The 19,948-nt window shown below is 39.2% G+C and carries 16 protein-coding genes; 10 read left to right on the forward strand and 6 right to left on the reverse strand.

Features of this window, described 5'->3' with window-relative positions; genetic code table 11:
- Positions 1-195 precede the first annotated feature (195 nt).
- Positions 196-1,143 (forward strand): TIGR01212 family radical SAM protein, encoded by a 948-nt coding sequence (locus GLP24_RS08740; protein WP_232615875.1) that lies wholly within the window; start codon positions 196-198, stop codon positions 1,141-1,143.
- A gap of 143 nt (positions 1,144-1,286) precedes the next feature.
- On the forward strand, positions 1,287-3,644 hold the full coding sequence (gene arcB / locus GLP24_RS08745; RefSeq protein ID WP_232615876.1) for an aerobic respiration two-component sensor histidine kinase ArcB: 2,358 nt from the start codon (positions 1,287-1,289) through the stop codon (positions 3,642-3,644).
- A 61-nt stretch (positions 3,645-3,705) separates the two neighbouring features.
- Here arcB and arcA read toward each other — a convergent pair whose 3' ends face one another.
- Positions 3,706-4,425 (reverse strand): two-component system response regulator ArcA, encoded by a 720-nt coding sequence (gene arcA, locus GLP24_RS08750; protein WP_101768294.1) that lies wholly within the window; start codon positions 4,423-4,425, stop codon positions 3,706-3,708.
- A 610-nt stretch (positions 4,426-5,035) separates the two neighbouring features.
- Here arcA and GLP24_RS08755 point away from each other — a divergent pair.
- Positions 5,036-5,539, forward strand: coding sequence for a putative 4-hydroxy-4-methyl-2-oxoglutarate aldolase (locus tag GLP24_RS08755; protein WP_101768293.1), 504 nt, complete (start codon positions 5,036-5,038; stop codon positions 5,537-5,539).
- Here GLP24_RS08755 and GLP24_RS08760 read toward each other — a convergent pair.
- Complete coding sequence (locus GLP24_RS08760; protein ID WP_232615877.1) at positions 5,522-5,962, reverse strand: hypothetical protein; 441 nt, start codon at positions 5,960-5,962, stop codon at positions 5,522-5,524. The genes GLP24_RS08755 and GLP24_RS08760 overlap by 18 nt on opposite strands.
- Before the next feature lie 190 nt (positions 5,963-6,152).
- Positions 6,153-7,880 carry a bifunctional isocitrate dehydrogenase kinase/phosphatase gene (aceK, locus tag GLP24_RS08765; protein WP_232615878.1) on the reverse strand — a complete coding sequence of 576 codons (1,728 nt, stop codon included), beginning with the start codon at positions 7,878-7,880 and terminating at the stop codon, positions 6,153-6,155.
- Between the two features lie 430 nt (positions 7,881-8,310).
- On the opposite strand from aceK, the gene thrA reads away from it, so the two are divergent.
- Genes thrA through thrC form a run of 3 tightly spaced genes read left to right on the forward strand, consistent with a single transcriptional unit; the run spans position 8,311 to position 13,023 of the window.
- Positions 8,311-10,770, forward strand: coding sequence for a bifunctional aspartate kinase/homoserine dehydrogenase I (gene thrA, locus GLP24_RS08770; protein ID WP_232615879.1), 2,460 nt, complete (start codon positions 8,311-8,313; stop codon positions 10,768-10,770).
- A 1-nt stretch (position 10,771) separates the two neighbouring features.
- The gene (thrB, locus tag GLP24_RS08775; protein WP_232583816.1) at positions 10,772-11,728 is read left to right on the forward strand and encodes a homoserine kinase; all 957 of its coding nucleotides are present in this window, start codon (positions 10,772-10,774) and stop codon (positions 11,726-11,728) included.
- 2 nt (positions 11,729-11,730) lie between these two features.
- Positions 11,731-13,023: a threonine synthase gene (thrC, locus tag GLP24_RS08780; protein WP_232615880.1), complete on the forward strand. Its 1,293-nt coding sequence runs from the start codon at positions 11,731-11,733 to the stop codon at positions 13,021-13,023.
- Between the two features lie 98 nt (positions 13,024-13,121).
- On the opposite strand, the gene grcA is transcribed toward thrC, so the two are convergent.
- Entirely contained in the window at positions 13,122-13,499 is a 378-nt protein-coding gene (gene grcA, locus GLP24_RS08785; protein ID WP_045039507.1) for an autonomous glycyl radical cofactor GrcA, read from the reverse strand.
- Between the two features lie 362 nt (positions 13,500-13,861).
- Between grcA and nfo the strand changes: the two genes are divergently transcribed.
- Positions 13,862-14,710, forward strand: coding sequence for a deoxyribonuclease IV (gene nfo, locus GLP24_RS08790; RefSeq protein WP_232615881.1), 849 nt, complete (start codon positions 13,862-13,864; stop codon positions 14,708-14,710).
- Between the two features lie 3 nt (positions 14,711-14,713).
- Positions 14,714-15,376 (forward strand): uracil-DNA glycosylase, encoded by a 663-nt coding sequence (gene ung, locus GLP24_RS08795; protein WP_152653714.1) that lies wholly within the window; start codon positions 14,714-14,716, stop codon positions 15,374-15,376.
- Between the two features lie 70 nt (positions 15,377-15,446).
- Here ung and GLP24_RS08800 read toward each other — a convergent pair whose 3' ends face one another.
- Positions 15,447-15,629, reverse strand: coding sequence for a DUF3545 family protein (locus tag GLP24_RS08800; RefSeq protein ID WP_101768285.1), 183 nt, complete (start codon positions 15,627-15,629; stop codon positions 15,447-15,449).
- Positions 15,630-16,093: 464 nt separating this feature from the next.
- On the opposite strand from GLP24_RS08800, the gene GLP24_RS08805 reads away from it, so the two are divergent.
- Both GLP24_RS08805 and yaaA read left to right on the forward strand, forming a co-directional pair.
- Positions 16,094-17,545 carry an alanine/glycine:cation symporter family protein gene (locus GLP24_RS08805; RefSeq protein WP_232575969.1) on the forward strand — a complete coding sequence of 484 codons (1,452 nt, stop codon included), beginning with the start codon at positions 16,094-16,096 and terminating at the stop codon, positions 17,543-17,545.
- A gap of 108 nt (positions 17,546-17,653) precedes the next feature.
- A complete protein-coding gene (yaaA, locus tag GLP24_RS08810; protein ID WP_152653716.1) occupies positions 17,654-18,427 on the forward strand; it encodes a peroxide stress protein YaaA in 774 nt (257 codons plus the stop codon).
- An 88-nt stretch (positions 18,428-18,515) separates the two neighbouring features.
- Here the strand turns inward: yaaA and srmB are convergent, their stop codons facing one another.
- Complete coding sequence (gene srmB, locus GLP24_RS08815; protein ID WP_221943530.1) at positions 18,516-19,766, reverse strand: ATP-dependent RNA helicase SrmB; 1,251 nt, start codon at positions 19,764-19,766, stop codon at positions 18,516-18,518.
- Positions 19,767-19,948: the final 182 nt, after the last annotated feature.

Consider the following 19,948-nt stretch of genomic DNA (forward strand, 5'->3'; position numbering starts at 1 on the left):
TGTATAAATGAAGCCTGTTAAAATGTAATTATGTTGTTTAAATGAGAGCGTAAAGTGATGACGAAACCCCATAGAGAGGGCGTTCTTTGTTTTAGCACAATCTACGCTATGGTGATTGATGATATGTTGCGGCTCTTTTGTTTATTGGTCTGCGTTGACGTAGATTATTCATTGTTTTAAACGCTAGGTAATACTATGCAATTGCATCAACTCGTCAATACTTTTGGGCAAGATCTTCAACATCGTTATGGTGAGAAAGTTCATAAACTCACCTTACACGGTGGCTTTAGCTGTCCTAATCGTGATGGCACTATTGGTCGTGGAGGCTGTACATTTTGTAATGTTGCATCATTTGCAGATGAAAATAATCAGTTTGTACCAATCCAACAACAATTAACGGCTCGTGCTGGAGAGATCCATCGTGCAAAACGTTATTTAGCGTATTTTCAGGCTTACACCAGTACTTATGCTGAAGTTCAAAGCTTAAAAATGATGTATGAACAAGCATTAACATCAGCTGATATTGTTGGCTTATGTGTGGGTACTCGTCCCGATTGTGTGCCTGATGCAGTATTAGAATTGCTTGCTGGTTATGTAGAACAGGGCTATGAAATTTGGCTTGAACTTGGTTTGCAAACTGCGAATGACAAAACCCTTAAACGGATTAATCGAGGTCATGATTTTGCTTGTTATGCTGATATTACTCAGCGTGCGCGTGCATTAGGTATTAAAGTTTGTACCCATTTAATTGTTGGGTTGCCTGGTGATACTAAGGCCGATAATTTGATGACATTAAATAAAGTGGTTGAGGTCGGTGTTGATGGGATTAAATTGCACCCGTTACATATAGTTGAAGGTAGTAAAATGGGACAAGCCTTTAAAGCGGGGCGATTACAACCGATCAGTATTGAAACTTATACCGATATTGCGAGTGAGATGATCCGTTTTACGCCGCCAGAGGTGATTTATCATCGTGTCGCGGCAAGTGCACGTCGACCAACACTGCTGGCGCCAATGTGGTGTGAAAATCGTTGGTTAGCGATGATGGATATTGAGAGTCTTCTTAATAAGCATGGCGCTCAAGGGAGTGGCTTAGATAATCCCTTCGTGTATCAATTACCTATATTGCATAATAATAATTAAATGAAGCCTACTTTAAAGTAGGCTTTTTTTTGTGCGTCATAATAAAACTTTATTGTTTTCGCTTAGGTACTGACGGCGAGAGCGATTATTATTAACAATAGTATTCGCCATCGTGGCGAGGCTCTTTTTATTGGTATTCATTGATGAAGCAAGTCAAAATTTTAGCCCAATTTTATGTCGATTTATTAGTGAAATTAGGCATCTTCCGTTTTAGCTTATTATTGGCGGCAGCATTAGTTGCGTTAGCGTTGGTTGTACAAATTAGCGTAACGCTTTTATTGCAAGGAACAATGCGTGACGTTGAAATTATTCGTTCAGTTACGTTTGGTTTATGTATTACCCCATGGGCGGTGTATTTTCTGTCAGTAGTGGTCGATCAATTAGAAGACTCACGGCAACGATTATCTAAATTAGTGACTAAACTTGAACAAATGCGTGCGCGGGATATGGAGCTAAATCAACAGTTACAAGCGAATGTTTCGCGGCTAAATTCTGAAATTGAAGAGCGAGAAAAAGCCGAAGAAGCGCGCGAAGAAGCAATGCAAGATTTAGAAAATGAAGTCTATCAACGTGAGAATGCGCAATTGGCTGTTGCTGAAAAAAGTGCATTATTAAAATCATTTTTAGATGCCTCTCCTGATTTGATTTACTACCGTAATGAGAAGAATCAATTTTCAGGTTGTAACCGTGCGATGGCTGAATTAGTCGGTAAGAGTGAAAAAGAATTAGTTGGACTAACACCATGGGATGTTTATCCGGCAGAGGTTGCTAAGCATATTCTCAAAACAGACCAAGAATTATTTGATGATAATACTGCCATGACCGATGAACAGTGGTTGGATTATCCTAATGGTAAAAAAGCGTTGTTTGAATTACGTAAAGTGCCTCTTTATGACCGTAATGGTAAACGTTTAGGTCTGATGGGGTTTGGACGCGATATTACTGAACGCAAGCAATACGAAGACGCACAAGAAAAAGCCAGTAGTGATAAAACCGCTTTTATTTCGACGATTAGCCATGAACTACGTACACCACTAAATGGCATTGTCGGACTAAGCCGTATGTTATTAGAAACTGAGTTAACCGATGAACAACGTGGTTATTTAAGAACGGTGCATGTTAGTGCGATTACTTTAGGTAATATTTTTAATGATATTATAGATTTAGATAAATCAGATCGTCGTCGTTTAGAATTGTTGCCTCAGCCATTAGATCTGCATGAGTTTATTGAAGACATTGGTAATATTTCACAATTAATGGCCGAGCAAAAAGGACTACGATTTGATTTAGAATGTTTGACTGAACTTCCACAAAATATTGAAGTTGATAGTACTCGATTACGACAAGTGTTATGGAATTTGATTGGTAATGCGACCAAATTTACTAAACAAGGTGGTGTTGTATTATCTGTTAGTAGTGAAATCCATGATCATGATGCGAATATTATTTTTGAAGTAGAAGATAGTGGTATTGGTATTCCTAAAACTGAAATTAATAATATTTTTGCAATGTATTATCAAGTCCAACAAGGTGACGATAATTTACATGCGGTAGGTACTGGGATTGGTTTAGCTGTTTCACAGCAATTAGTTCACTTAATGGGCGGCGAGATTAGTGTCGACTCTGAAGTAGGTGCTGGTAGTACATTTACCGTTAAAATTAAGGTGCCATTAGTTGAAGCTGCTGTTGAACAACATGTGGTGACTGAAGTCCGTCCAGAAATGACGGGTTTAAGTATTTTCATGGTAGAAGATATTGAACTGAATATTGTCGTGGCTAAATCATTGCTTGAGCGCTTAGGGCATGAGGTGACGGTAGCTATGCGCGGTGATCAAGCGTTAGCGATGTTTAAACCAGAAGATTATGATTTAGTGTTATTGGACATTCAGTTACCTGATATGACAGGATTTGATGTTGCTCAAAAATTACGTCAACAGTATCAAGATCTACCTGCATTAGTAGCATTAACGGCTAATGTTGTTAACGATAAAACGGAGTATCTTGCTAAAGGCATGGATGAAGTATTGAATAAACCGTTGAGTGTTAAAGCCATTACTAATGTTATTGAAAATCTTGTATTAAGTTGTAGCCATGAAATTCAAGTAACAGATTTAGATGTTATTGATAATAGTAATATGACGCATAGCAGTGTGATTGACACATTATTAGATTTAGAAATGTTAACCTCATATGTTGAAATCGTTGGTACTGAGCCGGTATATACCAGTATTGCGATGTTTGAGAAAATGATGCCAGATTATCTTGCGATTTTAGATTCAAATATGACAGCAAAAGATCAAGATGGGATTAAATTTGAAGCGCACAAGATCAAAGGTGCTGCGGGCTCTATCGGTCTGAAACATATTCAGCAAATAGCTCAGAAAGCACAATCACCAGAGTTACCTGCATGGTGGGAGAATATTAATGATTGGGTTGATGAGATTAAATATAGCTATCAAGATGACATTAATGTACTCAAAACATGGCTAAATCAGCAGTAACGAGCAATAAAAAAGGCGACCATGGTCGCCTTTTTATTTAACTCTTTGATTAGGAAAGAGATTACTCTTCGCCTAAATCGCCACAAAAGCGGTAACCTTCACCGTGAATAGTTGCGATAATCTCTGGAGTATCAGCTACTGATTCAAAGTGTTTGCGGATGCGACGAATAGTCACATCAACAGTACGATCATGTGGTTTTAGTTCACGACCCGTCATTTTCTTTAGTAAATCAGCGCGTGTTTGAATCTTACCTGGGTTTTCACAGAAGTGCAGTAGAGCACGGAACTCTGAACGAGGTAATTTGAATTGTTCACCGCTTGGGCTTACTAAAGAACGGCTGTTGATTTCTAATGACCAACCATTGAACTCGTAACGTTCAACCAATTTTTTGTCTTCAGCTGGAAGACCTTGGTTCATTGCGCGAGTTAATAGGTTACGAGCACGAATTGTTAATTCACGCGGGTTGAATGGTTTTGTGATGTAATCATCAGCACCAATTTCAAGGCCTAAAATTTTATCAACTTCGTTATCACGACCAGTTAAGAACATTAATGCCATATCGCCTTGTTCGCGAAGTTCGCGCGCAAGTAGAAGACCGTTCTTTCCTGGAAGATTAATATCCATAATAACGAGATGCACAGGGTTTTCAGAAAGCATCTGATGCATTTCTGCGCCATCATTTGCTTCGAATACAGTGTAACCCTCTGCTTCAAAAATACTTTTTAGAGTGTTACGTGTTACGTGCTCGTCTTCTACAATCAGAATGTGAGGGGTTTGCATTTTGGCAGTACCTAATATCAGAAACTAAATCTGGTTAATCACAGAATAGTTAAATTCTATAAAAAAAATTCACATATAGGCAAAATGTTTTAAATAAACACTTTATTGTTACAACCTATGTGGTACACCATCCGTTCATTCAACATGTATTAGATGTTGAAATCCCCCATAAAGCTTGGGGTGCTGGCTACAATCTCCCTGATAATGTAACAATTGTATTCACTTAACAGCTCGCTAACAATGTGGAGAGCTTATTTGATGTTGATTATTTATATATTTGTTGATTTATATCAAACAGCGAGAGGAACAGTTGTTATATTTCAGAGTTTAGTTAACTTTTATCTTTAAGTAGATAAAAAGTGTCATGATAGTAATCATAATATACAAAACTCAATACCATTGACTAATATTTAAGCTTAACGATAATAAAAAACACAACATATAGTTCATCTTTCTCTAAATATTGTAACAGTATCAATTAGGGTTGGCACTCATTATGGTTGATAGATACCAGTAAAAAATATCTCATAAATTAATATTGTGGTCATTGTTAAGAAATACGGTCAGTTTTACATGTTTTTGTTTGTTTTACCGTGATAGGAGAAGATTAATGAAGGATTTATTACCAGATTTATGCGACTACTATGCGCAAGATATTCGTTTGCTACCGTTAACATTACGTGATTATGGTTGTAATTCGCCATTTTGGGGGCAAATAGTGACATTACGTTGTTTTGAAGATAACAGTTTAGTTCGTGATTTATTATCAATCGACGGTAGTGGTAAGGTATTGTTTATTGATGGTCATGGTAGTTGTCGCCGAGCGTTATTTGGTGATCAATTAGCGTTATTAGCCATCAAAAACAATTGGCAAGGAATTATTGTGCATGGTGCTATTAGAGATGTTGAGATATTGGCACAATTACCATTAGGTATTAAAGCTCTTGCGGCATGCCCAATTAAAACAGATAAGCGTCAGATGGGTGAAAATAATGTTGTATTAAATATTGCAGATACTCCAATTTATCCAAATGATTATATTTATGCTGATTTAAATGGGATTATTTTGGCAAGTAAAGCGCTAGATTTGAGCGTATTAAAAACTGAACCCTAAGCCTAGCTCAATGATTTTTTCAAGTTCAGCATAATCAACCGTTGCTCGTACATTTACTTTTTGTGAGACATCATATTGGCTACTTAGCTCTAGCCCTAATGAGGTGTGATTATTAACGGTGTCTGATGTGATCGCGCTATTAATACTGATGCGTGGTGATACAGAGTATTTAATCCCAGATGTTAATCCACTTGATGCTGGTTGAGCGTTGGTACTGGTGGTTAAATGGGTGCTGACATACAGTTGCGTATTGTCCGTGACTGAATAAGCGTAGCCGCTGTCTATTTGCCATACATCAAAACGTTGTTGGCGTGATTGTGATGATAAAAACCACCCCGATGTGAGTTTTTTACCCCCATTATAAGTTAGGTTGGTCTCTATCGGTGTTGCCGCTGATGCTGTTATTGGCATGGCTAAAAACATAAGTACTCCTACAATACTTATATAATATTTGATCATGCTCACTCCCATCACACCGACATTATTTTAAATAGTAGGCCATATTACAAGGGGAGTAAGTGTTATAAGTAATAAATATTTATCAAGTAGTGTATTCATGATCGTTGCCACAACTTAGTCGTAATCTCTTCTTTATTACAGCCACTAATGGCGGTTATTTTTTAGTGATATGCATATGTAGGCGATGACGGGCGTGATAAGGGAAAACATCAGGATATAATTCTTGGCTTATATTGTTTTGTAAATGCTGCCAGTAACTGGCTTCAAATAGATCTTGATGTAATTCATTAAACAATGTTTTTACTTTAGGATTGATCAATAAAAAAGTACGGAACTCTTCTGGGAAAACATCATTAATCCCAACGCTATACCAAGGTTCAGCTGCCATTTCATCTTCAGGATAACGCGCTACAGGAATCTTTCGAAAATTCATTTCACTCATATAAGTAATTTCATCATAATCGTAAAACACTACGCGTTTATGACGGGTAACCCCAAAGTTCTTAAATAGCATATCTCCTGGAAATATATTGGCGGCAGCTAATTGTTTAATCGCGTTGCCATATTCATTTACCGCGTAACGTAAATCTGCATCATTAGCAGTTTCAATATAAATATTGAACGGGATCATCCGCCGTTCCATATAAAGGTGTTCAATAATCACATCATCATCGGTGACCGTAACAATTGATGGGGCAATGGTTAATAGCTCATGAATTAATTCGTCGCTAAATCGGTGACGAGGAAAACTGAAATGACGGTATTCTTGCGTGTCCGCCATTCTGCCAACGCGATCATGCTCTTTTACCAGTTGATATTTTTGTTTAACAACTTGAGGGCTAATGTCTTTTTGTGGTGCAAATTTATCTTTAATTATTTTAAATACAAAATCATAAGAAGGTAGTGTGAAGACTGACATCACCATGCCTTTGATGCCCGGTGCGATAATAAACTGGTCGTCTGAGTGTGCTAAATGATCTAAAAATTGGCGATAAAATTCTGTTTTTCCATGCTTTTGGCAGCCAATTGCCGTATAGAGTTCGGCTAAATTTTTATTGGGTAGAAGTTGGGCTAAAAATCGCACTAAGGCAGCTGGTGCGGGACTATAAACCATAAAATAAGAACGGGCGAAGCCAAAAATAACACTGACATCATTAACGTTACAGATGCCCGCATCCAGTAATAACTGTCCCTTATGATTGAGTATGGGGAGCACTAAAGGCAATGACTTACCGTTTGCAAAAGTCAGTTTTCCAACCAGATAAGCGGCTTTATTACGATAAAAAGGTTCGCGAATTTGCTCTAAGGTTACTTGTTGATCAAGCTTATCACCTAGTTCTGTTGCTAAGTGGGTAACCAATAATTGAATATCCCGCTGTTTATCATTCCAATTAAGTGTAAATGGTTGATCATCAAGCATTCTTTCTATCATTGCCGCTACTGTTGTTTGGACACGATAATGACGGGTTAATGTGCTTGGGTAAGTTGGAATACGGTGCTGTTGTGAGCTATGAATAAAGATATTATCGCGGTTGATATTACGGTGTTTAAAGATACGGCAATAGACCGAATTAAAAAAACTTTCAGCAATATCATAACGAGGATAATCAACCAATAAATTCTGATAAGCCTGTTTTACGGAGGTTAAACAAATCTGATTAGCATATTGGCCACCAAGCATGATTTGAATTTGGTTAGTGACTAACTCAACATGATGATCATAAAAACTGATGCGGGTTTTTAATGCTTGGTGTACTTGTGACCATTGTTGGTGTTCAAAACGTTGTTGCGCTTCGGCAGTTACGTCAAGAAAGCGGCCAAACATGGCGTCAGAGCCTTGTAAAATAGTATGTGCTATTAGTGACTCCATGGCTGCACTCATCAGTTTATCCTTAAATGATGACAATATTATGGTTCGTTATTTATTTACTATGCAACGCTCTGTAGTGGACTGCAAATATTATTGTTGTTTTTTTGAGCATTAAAAGGCTTAAGATAGCAGAATGCGATAACGTAATTTTTATGTGATAATTGTAAAAACTTTATTGACTCTATATTGTTATTCATGCAATCGTAAGGTAACAGCATGTAAAGAGAAATGACAATAATGGTAAATGTATCCCGTATCACTAGCATCACAACCACGATTATGACCATTAACATTACCGGTGTTGGTGCGGGCTGATATGCGCAGAATTACAACAAGCCCGCAACTCATAAAGAGCTGCGGGTTTTTTTTAAATTTAAATTCATCAATTGAGTAATATTTGTCGGTAGGCAAGTAGTTCAGGATAGTCACTCGGGAGTAGGGAATGCGAGTATTTAAATTTGGCGGATCGTCACTAGCAGATGCAGAGCGATTTTTAAGAGCAGCAGATATTATTGCCAGTAATGCCAAACAAGGTGAAGTTGCGGTGGTGCTATCAGCACCAGGTAAGGTTACTAATAATTTGGTTGCTGTGATTGAAAGTGCGGTAACTTCAGGCATTGCTACTCAGCAAATAGCGACATTAGAAACCGTTTTTAATGATCTTTTTAATGGGCTTAAAGCACTTGAACCTGCTTTTGAACAACCATTATTAATGGCTAAATTAGCAACGACTATTGAGCAATTACAGCAATATGTTCATGGAATTAGACTGTTAGGGTTATGCCCTGATAACGTGTACGCCAAAGTGATCAGTAAAGGTGAGCGGTTATCGATTGCAACAATGAAATCATTATTAGAAGCTAAAGGTCAGGCGGCAAGTTTGATTGATCCGATACAGTATTTACATGCTGACGGTGATTACCTTGAAGCGCATGTTGATATTGAAGTTTCAACACAGCATTTTCTTAATAACCCATTACCCGCCGGTCACGTTTGTATTATGCCGGGCTTTACTGCGGGTAATGCTCAAGGTGAGTTAGTGACTTTAGGTCGTAATGGTTCTGACTATTCAGCGGCAGTGTTAGCGGCTTGTTTACGGGCTGATTGTTGTGAAATCTGGACTGATGTTGATGGTGTTTATAGCTGTGATCCGCGTTTAGTGCCTGATGCTCGCTTATTGAAATCATTAAGCTATCAAGAAGCGATGGAGCTCTCTTATTTTGGCGCGTCAGTATTACATCCCAAAACCATTGCTCCGATCGCTCAATTTCAAATCCCGTGTTTAATTAAAAACAGTTTTAACCCTCAAGGTGCTGGCACGCTCATTGGTCAAGATACGGGTGAAGATCAGCTCGATATTAAAGGCATTACTACTTTAAAAGATTTGACCATGGTTAACGTTTCCGGTCCGGGAATGAAAGGCATGGTTGGCATGGCTGCGCGTGTGTTTGGCGCGATGTCGACGGCTGGTGTGTCCGTCGTTCTGATTACGCAATCCTCATCTGAATATAGCATTAGTTTTTGTATTGAAACGGCCGATAAGATTGTGGCAAAAAAAGCATTAATTGCCAGTTTTGAACTTGAATTAAAAGAAGGTTTATTAGAACCGGTTGAGTTCAGTGATGATTTATCGATTGTGACGTTAGTCGGTGATGGTATGCGAACGTCACACGGTGTGGCATCGCGATTCTTTACGGCATTAGCGGAAGTCGATGTCAATATTGTGGCGATTGCACAAGGTTCTTCTGAACGCGCTATTTCTGCGGTTATTCCTCAAAATAAAGTATCAGAAGCGGTTAAAGCCTGTCATGAGAATTTATTCAATAGCCAACATACGTTAGATGTGTTTGTTGTCGGTGTCGGTGGCGTAGGTGGTGAATTGATCGATCAAATCCACCGTCAGCAACAAAAATTAGCTCAAAAAGGGATTGTGATCCGTGTTTGTGGTATGGCGAACAGTAAAGGGTTATTACTTAACAGTAATGGTTTTGTATTGGATAGCTGGCGTGATTTGATGGGGGCGATTAATGAGCCATTGCAATTACAACGTATGGTTGAGTTAGTGCGCCATAACCATATTATTAATCCGGTTATTATTGATTGTACGTCTGATCAAACCATTGCTGAGCAATATGCTGATTATCTAGCGGCGGGTTTCCACGTTATTACACCGAATAAAAAAGCCAATACTGCCAGCATGGCGTACTACCAACAATTGCGTCAAGCTGCGCGAGTGGGTCATCGTAAGTTTATGTATGACACCACGGTTGGTGCAGGTTTGCCGGTGATTGAAAATCTGCAAAACTTGCTGGCTGCGGGTGATGAGTTAATGCGTTTCTCGGGGATTTTATCTGGCTCTTTATCTTATATTTTTGGTAAGTTAGATGATGGCATGAGTTTCAGTGAAGCGACCACGGTAGCGCGTAATAATGGCTTTACTGAGCCTGATGCGCGAGATGATCTTTCTGGTATGGATGTTGCGCGTAAGCTACTGATTTTAGCTCGTGAAGCTGGATTAGAATTAGAGCTTGACGATGTAGTGGTAGAACAAGCATTACCACCAGGTTTTGATGCTTCGGGTTCTGTTGATGAATTTATGGCTCGTTTACCCGAAGCGGACGCGTATTTCTCTGAGCTGGCTGCGACTGCGGCAAAAGAAGATAAAGTATTACGTTATGTGGGTGAGATTGATCATGGTAAGTGTAACGTCAAGATTGTAGCTGTGAATCCTGATGATCCGATGTTTAAAATTAAAGATGGTGAAAATGCATTAGCGTTTTACAGCCGTTACTACCAACCGATTCCTTTAGTGCTACGTGGTTATGGCGCGGGTACTGAAGTGACTGCCGCCGGTGTATTTGCCGATCTAATGCGTACTTTAGGTTGGAAGCGAGGTATATAACATGAGTGTTGTTGTTTATGCGCCAGCATCTATTGGTAATGTCAGTGTTGGTTTTGATGTGTTAGGTGCTGCGGTTTCTCCTATTGATGGTTCGTTATTAGGGGATCGGGTTGAAGTTGCAGCGGGAACGTCGGCATTTAGTTTGCGATGTATTGGCGCTTTTGTGGATAAGTTACCGCCACAAGCACAAGACAATATTGTGTATCGCTGTTGGCAAGTGTTTGCTCGTGAATTGGATTATAAAGGTATTACGTTATTGCCAGTGGCTGTCACATTAGAAAAGAACATGCCGATTGGTTCTGGCTTAGGTTCAAGTGCCTGTTCCATTGTGGCGGCGCTTGATGCTTTAAATCAATATCATCAACAACCATTAACCAGTAATGAATTGCTGACCTTAATGGGGGAGATGGAAGGCGAAGTTTCTGGCAGTGTTCATTATGATAATGTTGCGCCTTGCTTCTTAGGCGGGCTGCAATTTATGGTCCAAGAAATGGATATTATCAGCCAAGAGATCCCTTGTTTTGATGATTGGTATTGGGTGATGGCATATCCGGGGATTAAAGTGCCGACCGCAGAAGCGCGGGCAATTTTACCTGCTCAATATCGTCGCCAAGATGTGATTGCACATGGACGTTATCTGGGGGGATTTATCCATGCTTGCCACTCACAACAACCCTTGTTAGCCGCCAAAATGATCCATGATGTTGTGGCAGAGCCTTATCGTGAAAAGTTATTACCACGTTTTAATCAAGCTCGAAAATATGCGTTAGAAGCGGGTGCGATTGCGAGTGGTATCTCAGGTTCTGGACCAACGATGTTTAGTGTTTGTACTAATCTTGAGGTCGCACAGCGGTTAGCTAAATGGCTGGCTGATAATTATATTCAAAATGATCAAGGATTTGTGCATGTTTGTCAGCTAGATAAACAAGGTGCAAAAGTCACAGGGAGTGAATTATAGCGATGAAGTTATATAATTTGAAACAACACCAACAGCAAGTGTCATTTGCTCAGGCAGTGCGTCAAGGTTTAGGTCGTCAACAAGGGTTATTTTTTCCAGCACAATTACCACAACTGGGTGACATTGATGCGTTGCTCGCGATGGATTTTGTGAGCCGCAGCAGCAAGATTTTATCGGCTTTGATTGGTGAAGAACTCAATACTGATACCGTAACCCAAATGGTTGATAGCGCTTTTCAGTTTCCAGTACCGCTTAAACAGGTTAAATCTGGTGTGTATGCATTGGAGCTGTTTCATGGTCCGACATTAGCTTTTAAAGACTTTGGTGGCCGTTTTATGGCGCAATCTTTAGCGGTGGTAACAGATGTCGATGATAATATCACGATCCTAACGGCAACCTCTGGTGATACGGGAGCAGCCGTTGCTCATGCTTTTTATGGGATGAATAATATTCAAGTGGTGATTTTGTATCCGAAAGGAAAAATAAGCCCATTGCAAGAAAAGCTATTTTGTACATTAGGTCATAACATTACCACGGTGGCGGTGAATGGTACTTTTGATGATTGCCAGGCATTAGTTAAGCAAGCTTTTGATGATGCACCGTTACGGGCTGATATTGGTTTGAATTCCGCAAACTCAATTAATATCAGTCGTCTAATGGCGCAGATTTGTTATTACTTTGAGGCGGTCTCACAATTATCAAAAGCAGAGCGTGAACAATTAGTGATTTCAGTGCCGAGTGGTAATTTTGGTAATTTAACTGCGGGTCTATTAGCTAAATCATTAGGCTTACCGGTTAAACGCTTTATTGCGGCGACTAATGTTAATGATACGGTTCCGCGTTATTTACAAACCGGAGAGTGGACACCAAAGGCGACGGTTGCCACGATTTCAAATGCGATGGACGTTAGTCAGCCCAATAACTGGCCACGTATTGAAGAGTTATGTCAGCTTAAAGGGTGGGGATTAGACGAGCTAGGCTATGGCGTGGTTGATGACCAACAAACGGCGGTGACATTAAAGCAAATGTATGCCGATGGTTATTTGTGTGAGCCACATGGTGCGATTGCTTATAATGTGCTTGAGCAACAATTAGCAGAAGGTGAAACGGGTTTATTCTTGTGTACCGCGCATCCGGCAAAGTTTAAAGACGTGGTTGATGACATTCTTGGTACTGATCTGCCACTGCCTGTGCCACTCGCTAAACATAATGCATTGCCGCTATTATCTTTAGATGCTGCTAATAATTTTGCTGCGATTAAGGCTGTTTTGTATTCTGTTCAGCCATTATTATAATAAGCTTGAAGTGCAAAATAATACAAAAAAGGAGCCTCAGGGCTCCTTTTTTATTACAGCATCTTGCTCAAATCAAGACACTTACACTAGGCTAAAAATTATAGGCTGCTAGTGAAAGTACGAGCGATAACGTCTTGCTGTTGTTCTGTTGTTAGTGAGTTGAAACGTACAGCGTAACCCGATACACGGATTGTTAGCTGTGGGTATTTTTCTGGGTGAGCAGCAGCATCTTGTAGTGTTTCACGCTTAAGAACGTTAACGTTTAAGTGTTGACCACCTTCAATTTTAGTTGGTGCTTCGATAGCTAGTTCACGGTACTCAATGTCACCAAGATCTGCTTGTGCAATAATTTGGTCAGCATCGTAGCTGCCAGGTGCACAAACACAACGTGCTTCATTAGACTCGCTATCTAGGATCCAGATTGAGTTTAGTAGATCATCGTTTGCTGCTTTAGTAATTTGAATACCAGTAATCATAACTTTTCTCCAAGAAAATGGTTGTTAATTTATTCGTTTTAGTATTGAGCTTTCTATTATATAGCGTTCAATGCATATTTGTGTATTGATCTAGATCAAGTTACAACAAAAAACCTTAAATATAATAGGGCTGTTTTATTGAGCTAGGTCAATCTAACTGCATTTTACTGGGGAATCAACTAAAAATATCAAATTTAAAAAATAAGTTGAATGTTATTTTGTTGTAAAATAACAACATTATAGTGTGTGCTTATATGCTCATGGTGAATAAAATGTCACTTTTTATGGATTTATATGTTAAGTGTCGCCACTGCTATTAGTGTTATTAATATGTTGTTTGGTTATTATTTGTAGGAGTTATTATGAAACTAATTGGTGCACATGTATCGGCTGCTGGTGGTGTATACAATGCCCCTTCAAATGCTACGGCTATTGGTGCAAATGCATTCGCATTGTTTACGAAGAATCAACGCCAATGGCTGTCTAAGCCGTTAGATGCTGATGCTATTATGGCGTTTAAGACGCGATGTCAGCAGTTAAATTTTGATGCGACCGCGATTTTACCGCATGATTCTTACTTGATTAATTTAGGATCACCGGATGCCGAAAAGTTACAAAAATCACGTTTGGCCTTCGTTGATGAAATGCAACGTTGTCAGCAGTTAGGGTTACATTTGTTAAATTTTCACCCAGGCAGTCATTTAAAAAAAATATCAGAAACGGCCTGTTTAGCTCTGATTGCTGAATCGATTAATTTAGCTCATCAACAAGTGGATGATGTGATCGCCGTGATTGAGAATACGGCAGGTCAAGGATCTAACTTAGGTTGGCGTTTTGAACATTTGGCTGAAATTATTGCTCAAGTTGACGATAAAGATCGAGTGGGTATTTGTATTGATACTTGCCATACCTTTGCCGCTGGATATGATTTACGGACTATGGAAGCGACTGCAGCGACGTTTGCTGAATTTGATCAAGTGGTTGGTATGCAATATTTGCGAGCAATGCATTTAAATGATTCTAAAGGGGATTTAGGTAGTCATTTGGATCGTCATCATAGTCTAGGTGAAGGGATGATTGGATGGGATTGCTTTCGATTCTTAATGCAAGATAATCGATTTAATAATATGCCGTTGATATTGGAAACTATTAATCCTGATATCTGGCATCATGAAATTACGACTTTACGTAGTTTTGAACAAGAGGGTTAACCGATGACGGCAAGCTGGCAAACATTTATCGAGCAGCAACAACAATTACCGTACTTTAATGATATTGAACAAGCAGTTGCTACGGCTCGTGCCGAGGGTAAAACTGTTTTTCCTCCCCAAGATGATGTGTTTAATGCTTTTTTCAGTACGCCATTAATGGCGACAAAAGTCGTGATTTTAGGCCAAGATCCTTATCATGGCCCTAATCAAGCTCATGGTCTTAGTTTTTCGGTATTACCCGGTGTAAAAACGCCGCCATCATTGGCTAATATGTATAAGGAATTAGCTACTGATATCAAAGGCTTTACTATTCCTGAACATGGCTATTTACAATCATGGGCACAACAAGGGGTACTATTGCTTAATACGGTATTAACAGTTGAACAAGGCAATGCCCATTCTCACGCTAAAATTGGCTGGGAAACGTTTACCGATCGCGCTATTGAATATATTAATGACAATACTGAAGGGGTGATTTTTTTATTGTGGGGCGCGCATGCACAGAAGAAATGCAAAAAAATAGATCTTGAGCGGCACCATGTATTAACATCTGCACATCCATCGCCATTATCAGCTTATCGTGGCTTTTTTGGTTGTAAGCATTTTTCAGAGACCAATGCTTTATTGACTATGATGAATAAATCATCAGTTGATTGGCAATTATAAGCCATCTTGAAAAGTATTGTTTTTAGGAATAAAACGGCCAGCATTTATGCTGGCCGTTTTAATAATATATTTAAAAATCAAAATCATCACTTTTGAAACTACCGCACATATCCATATCTTGTAGTTCTCGACGTAGTCTTTGACGGTCTTTCAACGCTTCAATTTCGCGCCACTTTCGTTTTTCTGGTTTAGCACGAGAGCGACGAGAAATTGTATCCGTTATCATCATATCATCGAATGCAAAGCTATCCATAAAGCACCTATTTCTACTTTTCGCTTGGTGTAAGCGATGTGAGTATTTATTACCATAGAATGACTAACAATAAAATTGAACTGTTTCTCACTTGTTACTGAGAGATGAATTTTTTGTGTGCTTGATATCACAGTTGTTGAGTGAAAGATTAAAAAACAAACCATTATTAGTGTTAAATAGGGCTTTTATAGTTTTAGTTATCGATATTGCGTTAATACGGTTAATTGTATAAATAAAATCAATTTTTAACGGGTGATAATCCGTAAATATATAAGGTTGTAAGTTTTGTAACACACTGTAAAAATGCTGATAATTGGATGATTATTATTTTTATAACAACTTTGTACCTTGTGACTGAGCTTATAGTTTGAATTTTATAAGATTATAAAAAATACCTGTAACGTATTATTGCCAATGTTGGCGCTATTTTTTTTTGCTAATTATCGATTTGTAAAGGTGTGAATATGGCCAGTCAAATTAACTTTATCAATGATTTGTTGTGGGGGTCGATATTGATATATTTGCTGATTGGTATTGGCATTTATTTTACTTATCGTCTTAATTTTATTCAGTTTCGTCATTTTAAACATATGTTTGCAGTGATGAAAAATAGCCGTAAGTCAGACTCGTCGGGTATTTCATCTTTTCAAGCATTGTGTACCAGTCTTGCTGCAAGAGTTGGCACTGGTAATATGGCAGGAGTCGCTGTTGCGTTAACATTAGGTGGCCCTGGTGCTATTTTTTGGATGTGGCTAATTGCGATGCTAGGTATGGCGACGGCTTTTGCCGAAAGTACATTAGCACAGTTGTATAAAACTCGAGATGGTGATGGTAATTATCGTGGCGGCCCCGCTTATTATATGGAGCGCGGCCTCGATATGCGGTGGATGGGGGTGATGTTTTCTATCTGTCTGATCATTGCTTTTGGTTTAGTCTTTAATGCCGTGCAGGCTAACTCTATTACTCAAGCAACGCATGTCGCTTTTGGATGGCAACCGCAATATGTTGGCCTTGGTTTAGTGGTATTAACGGGCATTATTATTTTTGGTGGCATGCGCACAATTGCACGAACAGCTGAAATTTTAGTACCAGCTATGGCGTTATGTTATTTGGCGTTGGCACTGTTTATTATGCTCAGTAATATTGAACAGTTACCGCATATTTTAATGCTTATTTTCCGGAGTGCGTTTGGGTTTGAAGAAGCTGCATCTGGTGCGTTGGGATATACCATTGCTCAAGGAATGATTAATGGTCTCAAACGAGGGTTGTTTTCTAATGAAGCAGGTATGGGATCGGCACCTAATGCTGCGGCATCAGCAACACCTTATCCTCCACATCCTGCGTCACAAGGTTATGTGCAGATGCTGGGGGTATTTATAGACACCATTGTTATTTGTTCTGCAACGGTTGCGATTATTTTAATGTCTGGCGAATATGAGCCACATAGCAGTATTACGGGTATTGAATTAACTCAAAAAGCCATTAGCTCACAAGTGGGTGATTGGGGTGGGATTTTTATTGCGATTGCTATCTTTTTCTTTTCTTTTACATCATTGGTTGCAAACTATTCTTATGCTGAAACTAATCTTATTTTTTTAAAGCAGCACCATAAATTGGGTTTGAATATATTCCGAATCGTAGTGTTATGCATGGTGATGTTTGGTGCATTGGCTGATTTACCTACCGTATGGGCTATGGCTGATATTTCAATGGCAATGATGGTGATGATCAACTTAGTTGCAATAGTGCTTCTTTCCGGTACGGTTGTTAAGTTGGCACAAGATTATAATAAGCAGTTAGCATTAGGTAAAACGCCGACGTTTAATAGTCAAGATTATCCTGAATTACACGCTCAACTTGAAGCGGGTATTTGGGATCAATTACCATTATTATCAACACAAGATCGAGTGCGTTAACCGTTGTTATATCTATTAATGAAATAGCCATAATCATGGCAGTTATGCGTGGTTTTTGTTATTGATGGTGTTAGTCTAAATAGGTCAGACTTTAAAGGAAAAAGCCTTATGTTAATCGTGGTATCACCAGCAAAAACGTTAGATTATACCTCCCCGTTAGCGACAACAACTTACACGTTACCTGAATTAACCGTTGATTCAGCTGAATTGATAGATGTTTGTCGAGAGCTCACACCAGTGGGTATTGCGAGCTTAATGAAGGTTAGTGATAAAATTGCAGGATTAAATGCGGCTCGTTTTGCTGAATGGCAGCCAACATTTACCGTTGATAATGCTCGCCAAGCGATTTTGGCATTTAAAGGTGATGTTTATACAGGCTTAGCAGCTGAAACCATGACCGAATCGCAGTTTGCCTATACACAGCAGCATTTGCGAATGTTATCTGGACTTTATGGCGTGTTACGGCCGCTGGATTTGATGCAGCCATACCGTTTAGAGATGGGCACCCGTTTAGCGAACTCTCGTGGCAGTAATTTGTATCAATTCTGGGGTGATATTATTACCGAGAAGCTTAATTTAGCCGTCGTTGAACAAGGCGATGATATTGTGGTTAATTTGGCATCCAATGAATACTTTAAAGCAGTTAAACCCAAAAAACTCAACGCTCAATTAATTACTCCTATTTTTAAAGATTGTAAAAATGGGACGTATAAAGTCATCAGTTTCTATGCCAAAAGAGCCCGTGGAATGATGGCACGTTATATTTTGGATAATCAATTAACGTCTATTGCTCAATTACAACAGTTTGATTGTGCGGGCTATTATTTTGTTGCTGCAGAATCAACATCGACAGAGTTAGTGTTTAAGCGTGAACAGCAATAATTAATATAAGAATGTCTATTTAAGACTAAAAAGAAGGCCAACGCATTAGCGTTGGCCTTGTTATTTGTCTGTTTTGTAAAAGAGAAAACTATGACTTAGCTTGGCTTTTTTTAGCTGCTTGTTTGATTTTCTTTTTCGCTTTCGCTTCTTTTACTTTTTTATCGACTTTTTTCTTCTTTTTAGCCGTATTTGATTTTTTCGTTTTTGGACGTAGGCCATGAATAAAGCGCTCTTGCACTTCTTCTTGCATGTAGCGACTAATACGTTCCATCATGCTTTGGTCATGTGCTTCAACCAACGCAATTGCTGTACCTTTTTTTCCAGCACGAGCGGTACGACCAATTCGGTGTAAATACACTTCAGCTGTACGCGGCATATCAAAGTTAATAACATGGCTAATATCGGGTAAATCAATACCACGTGCCGCAATATCTGTGGCAATTAATACGTTTACTACACCATCACGAAAACGGGTGATCATGTTAGTACGCGCAGCCTGTGCCATTTCACCTTGAATCCAGTTACAAGGGATGCCCATTGCGTCTAATTGACCGCGAAGGATACCTAGGCGCTCACGTGTTTTTACGAAAATGATGGTACGTTCAGCTTGCTCGGTAATGATTTTTGCAAGTAGAGCAAGTTTATGATCCATATCATCACAGCGAAGGTACATCTGTTGAATCTTTTTACGTTCGCGACGAGAAGGATCAGCATTAACTTCAAGTGGTTCATTCAGAATTGTTTCTGAGAACTCACGTACGCCTTTACCTTCTAAGGTTGCTGAGAATAATAAGCTCTGACGACGCCAGCGACATTCATGATTGATGCGCTCAACGATTTTACCAAAGCCCATATCCAACATACGGTCAGCTTCATCAAGAATAAGACATTCAATCGCACGGCAATCAAATTTCTCAGACTCAATGTATTCCATTAAACGGCCTGGTGTTGCTACGACGATATCTTGCGTTTTGCCAAGTAGCTCAGCATGCTCATCGTAAGAAATACCACCAGTAATGGTAAATACTTTTAAGTTGGTGTACTTAGAAAGTGCTTTTGCGTGCTCAGCAACTTGAATCGCTAACTCACGGGTTGGCGTTAAGATTAATACACGTGCAGGGCCCGATTTTTTGCGCGGAAAATCCTGCAAGTGCTGAATCATTGGAAGCAGAAACGCAGCTGTTTTTCCGGTCCCTGTTGGTGCAGAAGCCATGACATCTTTACCGTCAAGGGCATGAGGGATAGCCTGCGCTTGAACTACGGTTGGGCGGCTATAGCCGATCTCGTCAATCGCTCGTAATAGCTCGCTATCTAACTCTAATTCGGAAAAGTCTTTCACCAGTTATCTCTCCCAAGACAAATGCTAAATATGTTCTCGTTACTGTGTTTGTACAGTGTAACCAGAACATGGGTATTTATATTAAGGGGCGGTATTATAGCCACTCTTGGCGTAAGTAACACCGATTAAAACATAAAAACTTCAGTTAATGCTTAATCTTCGTGATTGCTTGATTATATTTT

Source organism: Photobacterium carnosum (assembly GCF_021236965.1).
GTDB classification, from domain to species: domain Bacteria; phylum Pseudomonadota; class Gammaproteobacteria; order Enterobacterales; family Vibrionaceae; genus Photobacterium; species Photobacterium carnosum.